This window comes from Nocardia sp. PLKS1-43 (assembly GCF_059510335.1).
In genome coordinates, this window is sequence record NZ_JCAJZQ010000005.1 from 419,748 (window position 1) to 433,837 (window position 14,090).

General features: G+C 68.5%; 15 protein-coding genes. 6 read left to right on the forward strand and 9 right to left on the reverse strand.

Going from position 1 to position 14,090, the window contains the following annotated elements; all coding sequences use genetic code 11:
* Positions 1–113: 113 nt before the first annotated feature.
* From pepN to AC5WS7_RS21310, 3 genes are all read left to right on the forward strand, one after another.
* Positions 114–2,846, forward strand: coding sequence for an aminopeptidase N (pepN, locus tag AC5WS7_RS21300; protein WP_495956293.1), 2,733 nt, complete (start codon positions 114–116; stop codon positions 2,844–2,846).
* Positions 2,847–3,031: 185 nt separating this feature from the next.
* Positions 3,032–3,637 (forward strand): ClpP family protease, encoded by a 606-nt coding sequence (locus AC5WS7_RS21305; RefSeq protein ID WP_495956294.1) that lies wholly within the window; start codon positions 3,032–3,034, stop codon positions 3,635–3,637.
* 31 nt (positions 3,638–3,668) lie between these two features.
* On the forward strand, positions 3,669–4,259 hold the full coding sequence (locus AC5WS7_RS21310; RefSeq protein WP_495956295.1) for a ClpP family protease: 591 nt from the start codon (positions 3,669–3,671) through the stop codon (positions 4,257–4,259).
* Positions 4,260–4,664: 405 nt separating this feature from the next.
* Here the strand turns inward: AC5WS7_RS21310 and AC5WS7_RS21315 are convergent, their stop codons facing one another.
* The 8 genes from AC5WS7_RS21315 to AC5WS7_RS21350 all read right to left on the reverse strand — a co-directional run bounded on the left by AC5WS7_RS21315 (position 4,665) and on the right by AC5WS7_RS21350 (position 11,175).
* The gene (locus AC5WS7_RS21315) at positions 4,665–5,075 is read right to left on the reverse strand and encodes a helix-turn-helix domain-containing protein (RefSeq protein WP_495956296.1); all 411 of its coding nucleotides are present in this window, start codon (positions 5,073–5,075) and stop codon (positions 4,665–4,667) included.
* 70 nt (positions 5,076–5,145) lie between these two features.
* Positions 5,146–5,790: a TetR/AcrR family transcriptional regulator gene (locus tag AC5WS7_RS21320; RefSeq protein ID WP_495956297.1), complete on the reverse strand. Its 645-nt coding sequence runs from the start codon at positions 5,788–5,790 to the stop codon at positions 5,146–5,148.
* A gap of 21 nt (positions 5,791–5,811) precedes the next feature.
* Positions 5,812–7,023 (reverse strand): acyl-CoA dehydrogenase family protein, encoded by a 1,212-nt coding sequence (locus tag AC5WS7_RS21325; protein ID WP_495956298.1) that lies wholly within the window; start codon positions 7,021–7,023, stop codon positions 5,812–5,814.
* A 181-nt stretch (positions 7,024–7,204) separates the two neighbouring features.
* Complete coding sequence (locus tag AC5WS7_RS21330; RefSeq protein WP_495956299.1) at positions 7,205–7,909, reverse strand: GAF domain-containing protein; 705 nt, start codon at positions 7,907–7,909, stop codon at positions 7,205–7,207.
* Between the two features lie 191 nt (positions 7,910–8,100).
* Positions 8,101–8,562, reverse strand: a complete 462-nt coding sequence (locus tag AC5WS7_RS21335) for a DUF5130 domain-containing protein (RefSeq protein WP_495956300.1) — start codon at positions 8,560–8,562, stop codon at positions 8,101–8,103.
* Positions 8,549–8,821 carry an aa3-type cytochrome oxidase subunit CtaJ gene (gene ctaJ / locus AC5WS7_RS21340; protein WP_495956301.1) on the reverse strand — a complete coding sequence of 91 codons (273 nt, stop codon included), beginning with the start codon at positions 8,819–8,821 and terminating at the stop codon, positions 8,549–8,551. The genes AC5WS7_RS21335 and ctaJ overlap by 14 nt, the downstream gene beginning before the upstream one ends.
* A 91-nt stretch (positions 8,822–8,912) precedes the next feature.
* Positions 8,913–10,496 carry a glycoside hydrolase family 13 protein gene (locus AC5WS7_RS21345; RefSeq protein ID WP_495956302.1) on the reverse strand — a complete coding sequence of 528 codons (1,584 nt, stop codon included), beginning with the start codon at positions 10,494–10,496 and terminating at the stop codon, positions 8,913–8,915.
* A gap of 241 nt (positions 10,497–10,737) precedes the next feature.
* Positions 10,738–11,175 carry a globin gene (locus tag AC5WS7_RS21350; protein WP_495956303.1) on the reverse strand — a complete coding sequence of 146 codons (438 nt, stop codon included), beginning with the start codon at positions 11,173–11,175 and terminating at the stop codon, positions 10,738–10,740.
* A gap of 413 nt (positions 11,176–11,588) precedes the next feature.
* On the opposite strand from AC5WS7_RS21350, the gene AC5WS7_RS21355 reads away from it, so the two are divergent.
* Positions 11,589–12,320 (forward strand): HNH endonuclease, encoded by a 732-nt coding sequence (locus tag AC5WS7_RS21355; RefSeq protein WP_495956304.1) that lies wholly within the window; start codon positions 11,589–11,591, stop codon positions 12,318–12,320.
* A 25-nt stretch (positions 12,321–12,345) separates the two neighbouring features.
* On the opposite strand, the gene AC5WS7_RS21360 is transcribed toward AC5WS7_RS21355, so the two are convergent.
* Positions 12,346–12,918, reverse strand: coding sequence for a helix-turn-helix domain-containing protein (locus tag AC5WS7_RS21360; protein ID WP_495956305.1), 573 nt, complete (start codon positions 12,916–12,918; stop codon positions 12,346–12,348).
* Between the two features lie 76 nt (positions 12,919–12,994).
* Between AC5WS7_RS21360 and AC5WS7_RS21365 the strand changes: the two genes are divergently transcribed.
* Together AC5WS7_RS21365 and AC5WS7_RS21370 are read left to right on the forward strand one after the other, a co-directional pair.
* On the forward strand, positions 12,995–13,747 hold the full coding sequence (locus AC5WS7_RS21365; protein WP_495956306.1) for an AzlC family ABC transporter permease: 753 nt from the start codon (positions 12,995–12,997) through the stop codon (positions 13,745–13,747).
* Entirely contained in the window at positions 13,744–14,058 is a 315-nt protein-coding gene (locus tag AC5WS7_RS21370; protein ID WP_495956307.1) for an AzlD domain-containing protein, read from the forward strand. Before AC5WS7_RS21365 ends, AC5WS7_RS21370 begins: the two co-directional genes overlap by 4 nt.
* The last annotated feature ends 32 nt before the right edge of the window (positions 14,059–14,090 follow it).

Here is a 14,090-nt window from a genome sequence, read left to right on the forward strand (position 1 = left end):
GATCGCGCCACGGGAGGCGAACGGCACGACGCACCGAGCCGACAGCGCCGCCCACCCATGGACCGGATGGGCAGTCTGCCCGGCACAGTTCTCCGACCAGCGAAGGAGTCTCCTTGTCCGCACCGAACCTCACCCGTGAGCAGGCGATCGCACGGGCCGCGACGATCAGCGTGGAGAACTACCGCGTCGAACTCGACCTGACTGGCCGACCGTCCGCGTCCGAAGCTGCGCCGGATGGCGGCACTCGCGAGTCCGCCGCGGTGACGCAAACCGCCGCCGCCGGGGCCGAGGCGAGCGCCGCGGTCGAGACGTTCTTCTCCCGGTCCACGATCACGTTCACCGCGCGGCCCGGGGCGGAGACATTCGTCGACTTCGTCGGGGCCGGAGTGCGGTCCGCGGTGCTCAACGGCGTGCCGGTCGAGATCGGCGAGTACGACGAATCCGCGGGGATCACGCTGACCGGGCTGGCCGAGCGCAACGAACTCGTCGTCGAGGCCGACGCGGAATATTCGCACACCGGCGAGGGTCTGCATCGGTTCGTCGACCCCACCGACGACAAGGTCTATCTCTACTCGCAGTTCGAGACCGCCGATGCCAAGCGGATGTTCGCCTGCTTCGACCAGCCCGACCTCAAGGCCACCTACGACATCACCGTCACCGCGCCGCGGGACTGGGAGGTCATCTCCAACGGCGCGGTCACCGGTACCGAGCGGACCGGCGAGGCGGTGCGGCACACCTTCGCCACCACCCCGAAGATGAGCACCTACCTGGTGGCGCTGATCGCCGGCCCGTACGCGAAGTGGACCGACACCTACACCGACGACCACGGCAGCATTCCGCTGGGCATCTACTGCCGCGCCTCGCTGGCCGAGCACATGGACGCCGAGCGGCTGTTCACCGAGACCAAACAGGGTTTCGGCTTCTACCACGCCAATTTCGGTGTGCCGTATGCGTTCGGCAAGTACGACCAGCTGTTCGTCCCCGAATTCAACGCCGGCGCAATGGAGAACGCGGGCGCGGTCACCTTCCTCGAGGATTACGTGTTCCGCTCCAAGGTGACTCGCGCCTCCTACGAGCGCCGCTGCGAGACCGTGCTGCACGAGATGGCGCACATGTGGTTCGGCGACCTGGTCACCATGAAGTGGTGGGACGATCTGTGGCTGAACGAGTCCTTCGCGACCTTCGCCTCGGTGCTAGCCCAGACCTCGGCGACCGAATACACCGGCGCCTGGACCACATTCGCGAATGTGGAGAAGTCCTGGGCGTACCGCCAGGATCAACTGCCCTCCACCCATCCGATCGCCGCGGACATCCCGGATCTGGCCGCGGTCGAGGTCAACTTCGACGGAATCACCTACGCCAAGGGCGCTTCGGTGCTCAAGCAGCTGGTCGCCTATGTGGGCCGCGAGCCGTTCCTGGCCGGTCTGCGCGAGTACTTCGCCGACCACGCCTACGGCAACGCCACCTTCGACGATCTGGTGGGCGCCCTCGAAAAGTCCTCGGGCCGTGACCTTTCCAGCTGGGGTGCGCAGTGGCTCAAGACCACCGGCCTGAACATCCTGCGCCCGGAATTCGAGGTGGCCGACGGTAAGTTCACCTCGTTCGCGGTGGTGCAGGAGGGGGCCGCGCCCGGTGCGGGAGAGCACCGGGTGCATCGTCTGGCCATCGGCGTCTACGACGATCAGGACGAGGCGGGAGCGACGGGCGCGGAGGAGGCAGCCGGCGTTACCACGCAGCGCCCCGCGGACGCCTCCATCCGGCACCGCAAGCTGGTGCGCACCAAGCGCATCGAGCTGGACGTGGACGCCGCCGCGCGCACCGAGGTGCCCGAGCTGATCGGCGTGGAGCGCGGCAAGCTGGTGCTGATCAACGACGACGATCTCACCTACTGCTCGGTGCGGCTGGACCCGGAGTCGCTGGAAACCGTCACCACCCGCATCGCCGATATCGCCGAATCGCTCCCGCGCACCCTGTGCTGGTCGGCGGCGTGGGAGATGACCCGGCAGGCCGAGATGCGGGCCCGCGATTTCGTCGCGCTGATTCGCCGCGGCGTCGGCGCGGAGTCGGAAATCGGTGTGGTGCAACGTCTTCTGATGCAGGCGAACACCGCGCTGAGCAGCTATGCCGATCCGGAATGGGCCGCGGGCACCGGCTGGCCGGAATTCGCCGATCGGCTGCTGGAACTGGCGCGCGCCGCCGAAGCCGGATCCGATCACCAGCTCGCCTTCGTCAACGCACTGACCGCGGCGCGATTGTCGCCTGCGCACACCGAGGTGCTGAACGCGCTGCTGTCCGGCGATCCCGCGAGCGCCGGACTGCCCGGCCTGGTGGTCGACACCGACCTGCGCTGGCGAATCGTGCAGGCGCTGGCCGCATCCGGGGTCATCGACGCCGACGGCGACGACACTCCGGTCATCGACGCCGAATTGGATCGCGACCCGACCGCCGCGGGCCGGCGGCAGGCCGCGGCCGCGGCGACCGCGCGTCCGCAGGCCGGGGTCAAGGAACGCGCCTGGGATTCGGTGCTGACCGACGATACGTTGCCGAACATCACCACCCGCGCGATCGTGAGCGGCTTCGCACCGGCCGGTCAGGACGAACTGCTCGCCCCCTACGTCGCGCGCTACTTCGCCGAGATCCCAGCGGTCTGGGAGCGGCGCTCGAGCGAGGTCGCCCAGACCGTCGTGGTCGGCCTCTACCCGCACTGGGCGATCACCGACGAGGCCGTCGCCGTGGCGGACAAGTTCCTCGCCGACGACCACCCACCGGCCCTGCGCCGCCTGGTCGTGGAGGGTAAGGCCGGGATCGAACGTTCCTTGCGCGCAAGGGCTTTCGACGCTCGCTGAGTGATTCGCACGCGGCATCACCGACCCCCTGCCACTACTGGGGCAGGGGGTCGGCCCGCACCCGGACGCTGCTTCGCCTGTTGCTGGCCAACTTCTTTCGCGCACCGATCTTCCCGCTGCTGTGAGCAGATCCGCTCTGGGCAGCGCGCGGCGATTTCGCGCCGTTCGCCCGGCACTGTGGAGGCATGGCTCAGGACGACAAAACCCCGATGTTCGGTTGGCGGATGCGCGAACAGCTGTTCGGCCGCCGCATTCTGGTACTGGACGGACCGCTGGACGACGACAACGGCACCGTGCTGATGACGCAGCTGCTCACCTTGGCCGCGGAGGATCCCGATGGTGCGGTCTCGCTGTGGATCCACTCCCCCGGCGGCTCGGTTCCCTCCATGCTCGCGATCCGCGACACCATGCGGCTCATCCCGTGCGAGGTGTCCACGCTGGCGCTCGGTTTGGCTTGCAGCGCAGGCCAATTCCTGCTCTCGGCGGGCAGTCCGGGGCGGCGGTTCGCCCTGCCGCACGCTCGGATCCTGATGCACCAGGGCTCCTCCGGCATCGGCGGCACCGCCGGTGAGGTCGAGGTGCAGGCCGACGATCTGCGTCACACGGTGAACACGGTGCTCGGCATCATCGCCGAGGACACCGGCCAGCCGTTCGACCGGATCTACGAGGATTCGCTGCACGACCGCTGGTTCACCGCCGAGCAGGCCCGCGATTACGGCTTCATCGACCACATCGTCGATTCCTTCGACCAGGTCGTCCCGAAACGGCCGCGGGTGGGGATCAACGCATGACCGACCGGACCACGACCACCGAGGTGCACTCATGACCAGCTACACGATTCCGAACGTCATCGCCCAGCATCCGCACGGCGAGCGGATCATGGACGTCTACTCGCATCTGCTCACCGAGCGGATCGTCTACCTGGGCACTCCGATCGATGCGGGCGTCGCCAACGCTCTCATCGCGCAACTGCTCCACCTGGACGCGGACAGTCCGGGACAGGACATCAACCTCTACATCAACTGCGAGGGCGGCGATCTGCCCGCCATGCTCGCGGTCTACGACACCATGCAGTACATCCGCTCCCCGGTCGTAACGACCTGCGTCGGCCAGGCCATCGCGGTGGGCGCGGTCCTGCTCGCGGGCGGTACCGCGGGCCGCCGCTCGATGCTGCCGCACGGCCGCGTCGTCCTGCATCAGCCCGCCACCCGGGGCCAGGGCGCCATACCGGACCTGATCCTGCAGGCCGACGAGCTGGTCCGGATGCGCGCGGAGATCGAATCCGTCCTGTCCCGGCACACCGGTCAGGAGATCGAGACCCTGCGGCACGACACCGACCGCGACCGGGTCTTCACCGCCCGGTCCGCCGTCGACTACGGCCTGATCGACCACATCCTCGACCCGATCGGCTGACCGTTTCCCCGGGGGCGGCAACCGGTTTCGACCTCGCAATGAGACTCGAAATCGGTTGCCGCCGACGAGCTTCGCCCCAGCGCCGGACAGGTCTGCGCTGGAGCCGTCCGAGAGCGTCGCCGAGGCCGGCTCAGAACCGCTGCCCGGTAACGACTGCACCGTGGCCTCGCTGGAGTCGTTCGTGCCGCCGGCGAGAAAATCTCCAAGGCCGCAATGGAAATAGCCCAGCAGGCTTCGGTCGAGCGGTCGGCGCACCTCCCGGGAACACCCACGGCCGCACGAGGCGTACCAGGCCGGAATCGGGGTCGCGGCACACACCCACGGCGACGCGGGAATTCGCGCCTGCATCTGCGCGGTGTGGACTGTATCGAGCACGGTTGTCCGGAGTGACGTGGCAGTCGCCAGTTAAGCGGCCAGGGCGTACATCGTCGGCCCCGAGGTGCGGCGCGGCGCTCCCGTGGCGAATGCGGTGCGGCGCTGCTGATGCAGGTCACGCACGACCAGTTCGGTGAGGCCGATCAGCGTGGTGCCGAGGGCTCCGGCCAGCGCGGCGATCATCTCGCTGGAAGGGTCCTTGCGCCCGCGCTCCACCTCGGACAGGTATTGCGGCGAAACCCCGGCGCGCCCAGCGGTTTCGACGAGCGTCTCGCCCTGTTCGGTGCGCAGGGTCCGAAGCCTTCGCCCCAGCGCCTCCCGCCACAGCGGCTCGCCGGTGTGCCGCACGGGTTCTCGAACAGGTTCCGGGCGAGCCGAATCCGGCCCGGATCGTTGGTCACGTCCGCCGGGGATCGCATGAAGTCGCGGATGCTGGGCCATGATCCGAGCCTACGAGCACCCTGCCCGCCGCACGTGCCGATTCTGCTCACAGCAGATATCGGCTCGGGCGTCACCCGCGAGCGCGAGCGGGCGTGGTCAGATACGCGATGGCCATATCGGATGTCTCCTCGGTCCAGCGCGGCCAGGAGATGCCGTCCGGGACGGCCTGCACCGTCAGCATGCGGTGGATGCATCCGCCGAGCACGATGCGGAAGACCATGGTCAACGCCGTCACGGGGTCGGCACGCCGCACCTGCGCCACGTAGGGGCCAGCGGCGTCGAGGAACAGGCGTTGCATGACGGCCACCGCGCGCCCGGTCCGCTCCTCCTTCGACTCACCGCCCTTACCGCTCAGCAGATACGGGAACACATCGGTGCCCGCGGACACCCCGCGCACGATCGCCCCGACGAAGGCGTCCACGACCCCTTCGAGTCCGGCGTCCGCGTCGTCCAGCGCCGCAGACAACTCCTGCGCCATATTCTCGGTCAACCGGTCCTTCACCGCGTTGAGCAGTTCTTCCCGGCCGGTGAACCTCCGATACACCGCACCGATCGACACACCGGCCCGCTCCGCGACCCCCGCCATGGTGAACGCGTCGGGGCCGTCGGTCCGCAGGATGTCCTCGGCGGCGTTCAGCACCTTGCGCAGTGCCTCCCGGCTCCGCTCCTGCTGCGGGGGACGCGGACCCGCGGCACCTGTTCCCTCGGCGCTCATGGCATGGAGGCTACCCGGGCGCTACACCCGCAAGCGCGCGACCATCGGCGGCTCGGCCCCGGTCAGGTGGTAGTCACCGACCCAGACCTCCTTGGCATCGGTCGGGTCGTGCAGGGAGAACGTCCGGGCATTGCGCCAGAAGCGGTCGAAGCGATAGCGGTTCGACGCGCTCCGGGCTCCGGTGAGATCGAAGATGCCCGAGGTGACCTCGAGCGCGGCCTTCACGCACGCGACCTTGACCGCGAACGACTCGATGGTCAGCTCCGGGTCGTCCTGCTCCTCGGACACCCGTCGCGCGGTGCGGAGCAGATAGGCCCGCGCGGCGCCCAGGGTCGCCACGTACTCCCCGATCCGCCGACGCACCAGGGGATCCTTTGTGGCGGAGTCGAATTCACCCGGCAGGGTCGATCGGTCCAGCTTCCTGACGTAATCCAGCGCCGCGTCCAACGCGCCGTAGCCGGGCCCGAGCATGATCGCGGAATGCTCGAGGAACAGCGCCGACAACGCCGCACCCGACATGCCCGGGCGCGGGAAGTGATAGCCGTCGGGCACGAACACATCGTTGTATTCGATTGTCTGGCTGTGCGTTCCGCGCTGGCCCATCATGTCCCACTCGTGAACGCACGTCACGCCCGGGCTGTCCAGCGGAACCAGCGCGTGGTAACTCATCGGGTGGTCGTCCGGCGACATCCGCAGCCCGACGTTCGCCCAGCCGCCCGCACCGCTGTTGGTGTTGAAGGACTTCACCCCGTCGATCCGGATCCCGCCCGGCACCACGCGACCGAGAACCGGTCGCGCGGAACCGGTTTCGGCGTTCGAGGCGACCAACCGAACCCCGTCCCGCGCGATCAGGCCGGCCAGCTCGGCCTTCGTGGATTCGGGCAGACCGTTGTCGGTTCCGAAGATCTCGGTGGTCACCAGCGTCTGCACGGTGTAGTTCATCCCCGCGGCCGAGTCGCCCGCACACAGATCCACCACGATCTCGAGGAAATCCTCCGTCAGCACCGCCGGATTGCCGTCGGTGATGCCGCCGTACCGCCGAGGCAGATGGAACTCGTACAGTCCCGCCTCCCAGATCCGCCGCATACTCTCGGCCGAATCGACATTCTCGGCGTCGGCCACGGCCGCACTCTCCGGTAGCTCCCGCCGGAGCCGGCGCGCCCGCGCCTTAAGCTCCGCCACCCGGCCCGCCACATCGGACGGGCGCACTTCGAACTCTTCTCGGACCGTCATCCCGGCCCTCCAATCGACACGATATGAGAATCACCATTCCGGTTTACTCCAGTGTGCCGAGCGAACCCGACGCGGTCAATCGCGTCCGCCAAACAGCTTGCACCGAGGTCATTCTCAGGAATACACAGCGCCACCGACATCGGAGTTGGATGACGTCACATCGAACCAGCGGAACCCGCGTTCACATTACCGAGCACAAGCAACGCCGGCCATGGCCCGCCCCTGCGCCGACCCGGATATGCACCGAAGCCGGGCGCTGCCCGGGTGCGGCGGAGCATATGCAGATCGAAACGCCGCCCGTGCGCCACATGGCTGCGCGGCGGCAGGGGTATCTCAGACCTGTGCCGATGAGGCAGCCGACGACTCGGACGAGTAGCGCGGAAGGTGCTTGCCGAGGGCGTCGGCCCACTGCCCGGCCCACGGGACCGGGTCTTCCCGGTAGGTGATGATGTTGTCCCAGTACAGGCAGAGGGTTGCCGCGTGCAGTGTCGCCGTTGCACACCGGCATGCCCAGCCAGCTGTGGAAGCCTTCGGAGGCAACGACTTCGGTCACCGATCGGAAGAGCGGATCGGTCCGGGCGTCGGCCACGAAGACGTGTTGGTCGTGTGTGACGATGTTCGGGAGGATGCCCCCTCGGCCCGGCCGTCGACGCAGATCTCTCGACGCAGCGGGATGACAGACCCGCCAGCGCATCGTGGACGGCACCGGATCGGCGGGCCCGAACCTGTACGACGGGACATGGCCGTTCGCGCTGCGCGACGCCGTCCTGGCCCGGAAGACTCGGTCCTGCACAGCCGGGTTGCCGTGGTACCAGCCATTTTCCCGCTGGGCCGCTGATCGGACCGTACTCGTCGCAGACGCGGCGCAGGCCATGTCCCCGCACATCGGTTCCGGGTGCCGCTGGGTATCGAGAATGCGCGGGTGCCCGGCGACTGCCTCGGCCGCGCTGACATCGCACCGGCATCGGCCACGCACCAGGACGACGGGCTCGACAGTTACCGGCACGTGCGGCGGTACGCAAGCCCGAGCCTCCCCGCGCCCGACGACAACGCCGAAGTAGCGGGGAGGCGGGCAAGCTAGCTGATGGCCGAGCCCATGACCCGGACCGCGGAGACCAGACCGTCGATCAGCTGCCCCTGACGCAGCGAGCTGAGCAGAGCGGTCAGTCCGAGCTGGCAGATCCGGTCGTTGACCCGGTCGGCCACATCGCGACCCGAACGCACCTCGACGGCCTTGTCGTTCGGCGAGACGGCGATGAGCACCGAACGCGCCGCCTCGGGAGTGGTCGGGAAGATCGCGTCGGCGCCGGCGGCCGGATCCGCGCCCAGATCACCGATGAAGATGTTGAACCGGACCTTGGTGGCGCGAGTGACCTCGGTGAGCGTGTTGTCCATGATCAACCGCTCGGTGTCGCTGAACGGCGCCTCGCGGAAGACGGTGCCTGGCTCGTGCACTCCGGACACCCGTCCGCTGGTGGTGACGACCCATCCGTGCGGAAGGTCGGCCTCGACCACCGCGGGCCACTTAGAACTTGCCACTTGCCCGGCCTCCGATCAGGTCCGACTCGGCGGATTCGATTGCATCGTGGGTGCCGTGCGAGGTGTCGTGATGGCCATGGCCGGTCACCTCGTCGGTCGCGCTCCACAGCACCGGGTCCGCGGTCCACTTGTCGCCGAGGTTGTAGTGGACCGGCTTCTCCCCGGGATACGGCTTGCCGAGGAACGACAACCCCGCGATGACCGCGTAGATCACCAACGGAATGCCGACAAAGATCAGCACTGTCTCGAGAATGCTCACGACCCAACGGTAGTCGATGCGCTCGAGAGGGCGTCGCACTGGTGGAGCCACTCGCCGGCGCGGGTCGATTCCCCACCCGCCGGCCCGCGCGCTACACCAGCCACGCCGCCGTATCCGGGGGCAGTGTCGCGCCCTGGATCGGCACACTGGACAGCAGCACCTCTCCGGGCGGCAGCGGCGTCGGCACGGACGAGGTGTTGAGTACGCAGGTCAACCCGCCCGTGCGCCGGAAGGCCAGGCATCCCGCCGGACTGCCGTACCACTCCAGTCCGGTTCCGGCGAATTCCGGTCGCACACTGCGCAATTCGATAGCCATCCGGCAGAGTGACACCATCGAGTCCAGTCGCTCGAGCTGCGACTCCACGGTCAACCCGGCCCACTGCGGCGGAATCGGCAGCCAGGACCGCTCCGCGCTGGTGAAGCCGAACGGCGGCTGCCGCCCCTCCCACGGAATCGGCACACGGCATCCGTCGCGACCGCGCTGGGTGTGCCCGGACCGCTCCCAGACCGGGTCGCGCAACGCGTCGTCGGGCAGGTCATCGACGTTGGGCAGGCCCAATTCCGAACCGTTGTAGAGGAATACCGCACCCGGCAGCGCCAGCTCGAGCAGGAGCATCGCCCGCGCCCGGCGCAGCCCCACGGGCCCGCCGCCGTACCGGGTCACCTCGCGTTCGATGTCGTGATTGGACAGCGTCCAGGTCGGCACGGCACCCACCGAGGCCACCGCCGCAATCGAATTATCCACTGCGGCACGAATTTTCGCGGCGTCGAAGGGCGTCTCGGCGAGCCGGAAGTTGAAGGCCAGATGCAATTCGTCGGGCCGCACGTATTCGGTGAACCGCGCGTTGTCGTCGACCCACACCTCGCCGACCGATACCGCGTCCGGATATTCGTCGAGCACCTTGCGGAAGCGGCGGTGGATGTCGTGCACGCCCGGATTGTTGAACCGCGGATCGCTGTCGTCGTGCACCAGCATCCGGGTGTCCACGCGGTCCATATCGGGCAGCCCGGGCGGTTTCGCCATACCGTGCGCCACATCGATGCGGAATCCGTCGACGCCGCGATCCAGCCAGAAGCGCATGGTCCGCTCGAAATCCGCGGTCACTTCGGGGTTGTCCCAGTTCAAATCGGGCTGTTCGGCGGCGAAGATGTGCAGGTACCACTGGCCGGGCGTGCCGTCGGCTTCGGTGACGCGCGTCCAGGCGGGTCCGCCGAAGATGCTGGGCCAGTTGTTCGGCGGCTCCGCGCCCCCGGGGCCGCGGCCGTCGCGGAAGATGTAGCGATCGCGTTCGGGGCTGCCGGGCGCCGCCGCGAGCGCGGCGGCGAACCACGGATGCCGGTCACTGGTGTGATTGGGCACCAGATCCATGGTGACCCGCATCCCGCGGTCGTGCGCCTCGGCGATCACCTCGTCGAACACCGCGAGATCGCCGAAGAGCGGATCGATGTCGCGCGGATCGCTGACGTCGTAACCCCCGTCGGCCATCGGTGAGCGCATCACTGGGCAGATCCACAGCGCGTCCACGCCGAGCAGTTCGAGATAGCCGAGCCGGTCCAGCAGGCCGCCCAGATCTCCCACCCCGTCGCCGCCGGAGTCGGCGAACGAGCGCGGATAGACCTGATAGAACACCGCCGAGCGCCACCAGCGCTCCGCGGGCGCATCGGGCGCGGCCACTACTGAATCGTCGGAAACCTCGGGCCCGGACGAGGCCGTCGGCACAACCACGGAGGGCCCCTTATCCGGCCTTACCGCCGGATCTCCGGGTGATGAAGGCGTCACGACACCCAATAGTGCCAAAGGTTTCCGGCGAAGGTGCGGCAACTACGTACTGTTGGCGACATTTGGCAAATGATCAGCAGACGTCGCCGATCGTCCGGAAAAGCTCTGGGTTGCACCAGGTTTTGTGCCACTCCATTCAGAAAGGCGAGTTGACCAGCGAATTCGCCGCCATCTCCAGATAATCCAGCAGGGCGCGGCGGTGTTCGTCGTCCATCACATCGCTGCCGATCTCGTCCACGGCGATGCGCATGCAGCGCAGCCACGCATCGCGCTCGATCGGGCCGATCCGAAACGGCATGTGCCGCATGCGCAGTCGCGGATGTCCGCGCTCGTCGGAATAGGTGCGCGGACCGCCCCAGTACTGCTCCAGGAACATCCGCAGGCGCCGCTCGGCAGGCCCGAGATCCTCCTCCGGGTACAGCGGGCGCAACACCTCGTCGGCGGCCACCTCGCGATAGAACGTCGCGACCAGCCGCCGGAACGTCTCCGCACCGCCGACAACCTCGTAGAACGTCGCCGGATCCGCCGCCCGTCCCGGAGAGCTCGCGGCCCCCGCGCCCGAACGCTCAGCCATATGCGACCTCGCTCGGTCCGGCGTGCTCGCGACCGTTCGCGGCTCGTCGTTCACCGGCCACCTGTTCGCTCCATTCGTCGCCTCGTTCGCGGCCATCGGAGGCCGAATGCGCCCCCGCGCCGCATGCCGTCGCTCCAGCCGATCCCCGCCCTCCTCGCAGCATAGTCGGCCGACGAGGATCGCCCGGTCGGGCGCGGATCGCGGAATCGCCCGCGCGCCGATCGGCCAGATTTCCCATCGGCGGGAATATCGCCCGGCCTCCGTTCGCGACAACCGCCGATCACGTGCTGTTCATCCGAACGTGCCCGACAATGTGCGAAATAATCGTGCATTGGTACGAGTTCCGTGGTCAACTGGGTGGCAGTGTCTGCCCAGATACCACACGAACCGGACTACACGAATTCGGGGTCCTCATGAAGCAGCGGCACGGCGCCCGGTCCCAGGAGGCCAGAGCGCATCGACAACTCCAGCCCGCCGACGTCCACAACCGTGGGTCGGGGGCTTCTCCGCTGCACATCTTGTCCGAGTATTCCCATCCCGATCGTGACCACACCGATCGCGAGCATTCCGATCACTCTCCCTGCGACACCCCGGTACATCGCAATCTGGAGACTCCATCGCAGGCCGCATGGCGCAAGCGCCGGGTGCTGCTTCTGAACGCCACCTACGAGCCGCTGACCGCCCTGTCCGCGCGTCGCGCCATCGTGCTGCTGATCTGCGACAAGGCCGACGCCATCCACCACAACGCCGAGGGCCCGGTCGTACATTCGGCCGGTGCGTCGATCGCGCTGCCCTCGGTCATCCGACTTCGCAACTACGTCCGAGTGCCCTACCGCGCGCGCGTCCCGATGACCCGCGCGGCCCTGATGCACCGCGACCGATACCGCTGCGCCTATTGCGGCGGCAAGGCCGAAACCATCGATCACGTGATTCCGCGCAGTCGCGGCGGCGCGCATTCCTGGGAGAACTGCGTCGCGTCCTGCGCGCCGTGCAATCACCGCAAGGCCGACAAACTGCTCAGCGAACTGGGCTGGACCCTGCACCACCCGATGGTCGCCCCGAAAGGGCCGCACTGGCGGCTGCTGTCGACCACGGCCGACCTCGATCCGGTGTGGTTGCAGTACCTCGGCGAGGGGGCCGCGTAGTCGCCCGGCGGACGGCGTCCTGGCCTCAGGCGTAATCGCTGGCGAGCATGCCCCAGGTGCCGGGTTCGAGGGCTTCGAAGACGTGCGGCCGGTCGCCGGGGTAGCAGATGTAGTCGCCCGGACGCAGTTCGGCCGGGTCGTCGGCCGGGCCGACCATCGCGCGGCCCGCGGCCAGCAGGACGTGTTCCACGATGCCGTGCAGATGCGGGTCCGAATCGCGCGGATGTCCGGGTTCGGCGGTGACGCGGAACAGGTCGCGACGCACATTGGGCGGGGAGGCGGCCAGTAGGGTGGCCCGGTAGCGCGAGGTGGAGGACGCCACCTCGGGCCCCTCGCCGGCGCGGATCACCCGCACCTGGGGCTGCGGGGGATCCAGCAGGTTCGAGAACGGGATGCCCAGAGCGGTGCACAGCGCCCACAGGGTTTCGATGCTCGGATTGCCCGAACCCGACTCCAGTTGCGAGAGTGTGGATTTCGCGATTCCGGCGCGTCGGGCCACCTCGGTGAGCGAAAGCCCGGACCTGGCGCGCTCACGGCGCAGCCCGGCCGCGATCGCCTGCTGCGGGGTCGATTCGGAGATGCTGTCCTGCTCGGTCATCGTGATTCCAGAGCGTACATGGGGTGTGCCCGGGGCGACGTTGACGAACCAGCTCGCCGCGTTCACTATAAAAGGCGTGCGTTCGATACAACGAACACTGACTCGACGTGATCTGACCGGTATCGCGGCGGTCTGCCTGGCCGTCTGCGTGATCGGCGTGTCCTACGGGGCCACGGCGATCACCTCCGGACTGCCCGCCTGGCTGCCGATCGTACTCAGCGTGCTGGTGCTGGCCGGTGGCGCCGAATTCCTCTTCGTCGGCATCATCGCCGCAGGTGGCGGCCCGATCGCGGCGGTGCTGGCCGGACTGCTGGTCAACGCCCGGCATCTGCCCTACGGGCTGGCCCTGCCGGATGTGCTCGGCACCGGCTGGCGCCGGCTGCTCGGTACGCATGTGATGAACGACGAATCGGTCGCGATGGCGCTCGGCGAATCCGACCGGGAACGCAGCCGCGCGTCGTATTGGCTGTGTGGTCTGGGCGTCCTGCTGGCCTGGCCGCTGGGCGCACTGCTCGGTGTCGGCCTCGGCGCCGCGGTTCCGAATCCGGACGAATACGGCCTGGACGCGGTCTTTCCCGCGGTACTCATCGCGCTGGCGCTGCCCGCCCTGCGGGATCGAGGAACGCGCCGCGCCGCGCTCGCCGGAGCCGTGGCGGCGGCCGCCGCCGTCCCGCTTCTGCCCGCGGGCATTCCGGTGCTGCTGGCGCTGCCCGCCGCCTTCCTCGCGCTGACCGCGGGGGCGGCGCTCGGCAGAATCCGCGCCGCGCGCCGGGAGAGCCGGGGCGTGCCGTCGAACGGGCCGAGTGCCGAACGAAGCACCGCGTCATGACCGCCGCACTGATCGCCGGAGCGGTCTGTCTCGCCATCGGCACCTTCGGCTTCCGATTGGCCGGCCCGGTCCTGCGTCGTCGCCTGACTTTCCCGCCGCGCATCGCCCAACTGCTCGAGATCGGCTCAGTGGTCCTGCTGATCGCGCTGGCCGTCACCACGCTCGTCCCGGCCGATCACCGGGTCCGCTGGGCATTGCCCGGGGGTGTGCTGGTCGCGGCGATTCTTGCCTGGCGCAAAGCCCCGCTGGTCGTTGTCGCCCTCGCCGCGGCATCGACGACCGCACTGTTGCGCCTGGCCGGAGTGGCCTGAGCGCTGCCCGCGCCCCGAGAACTCAGCAATCT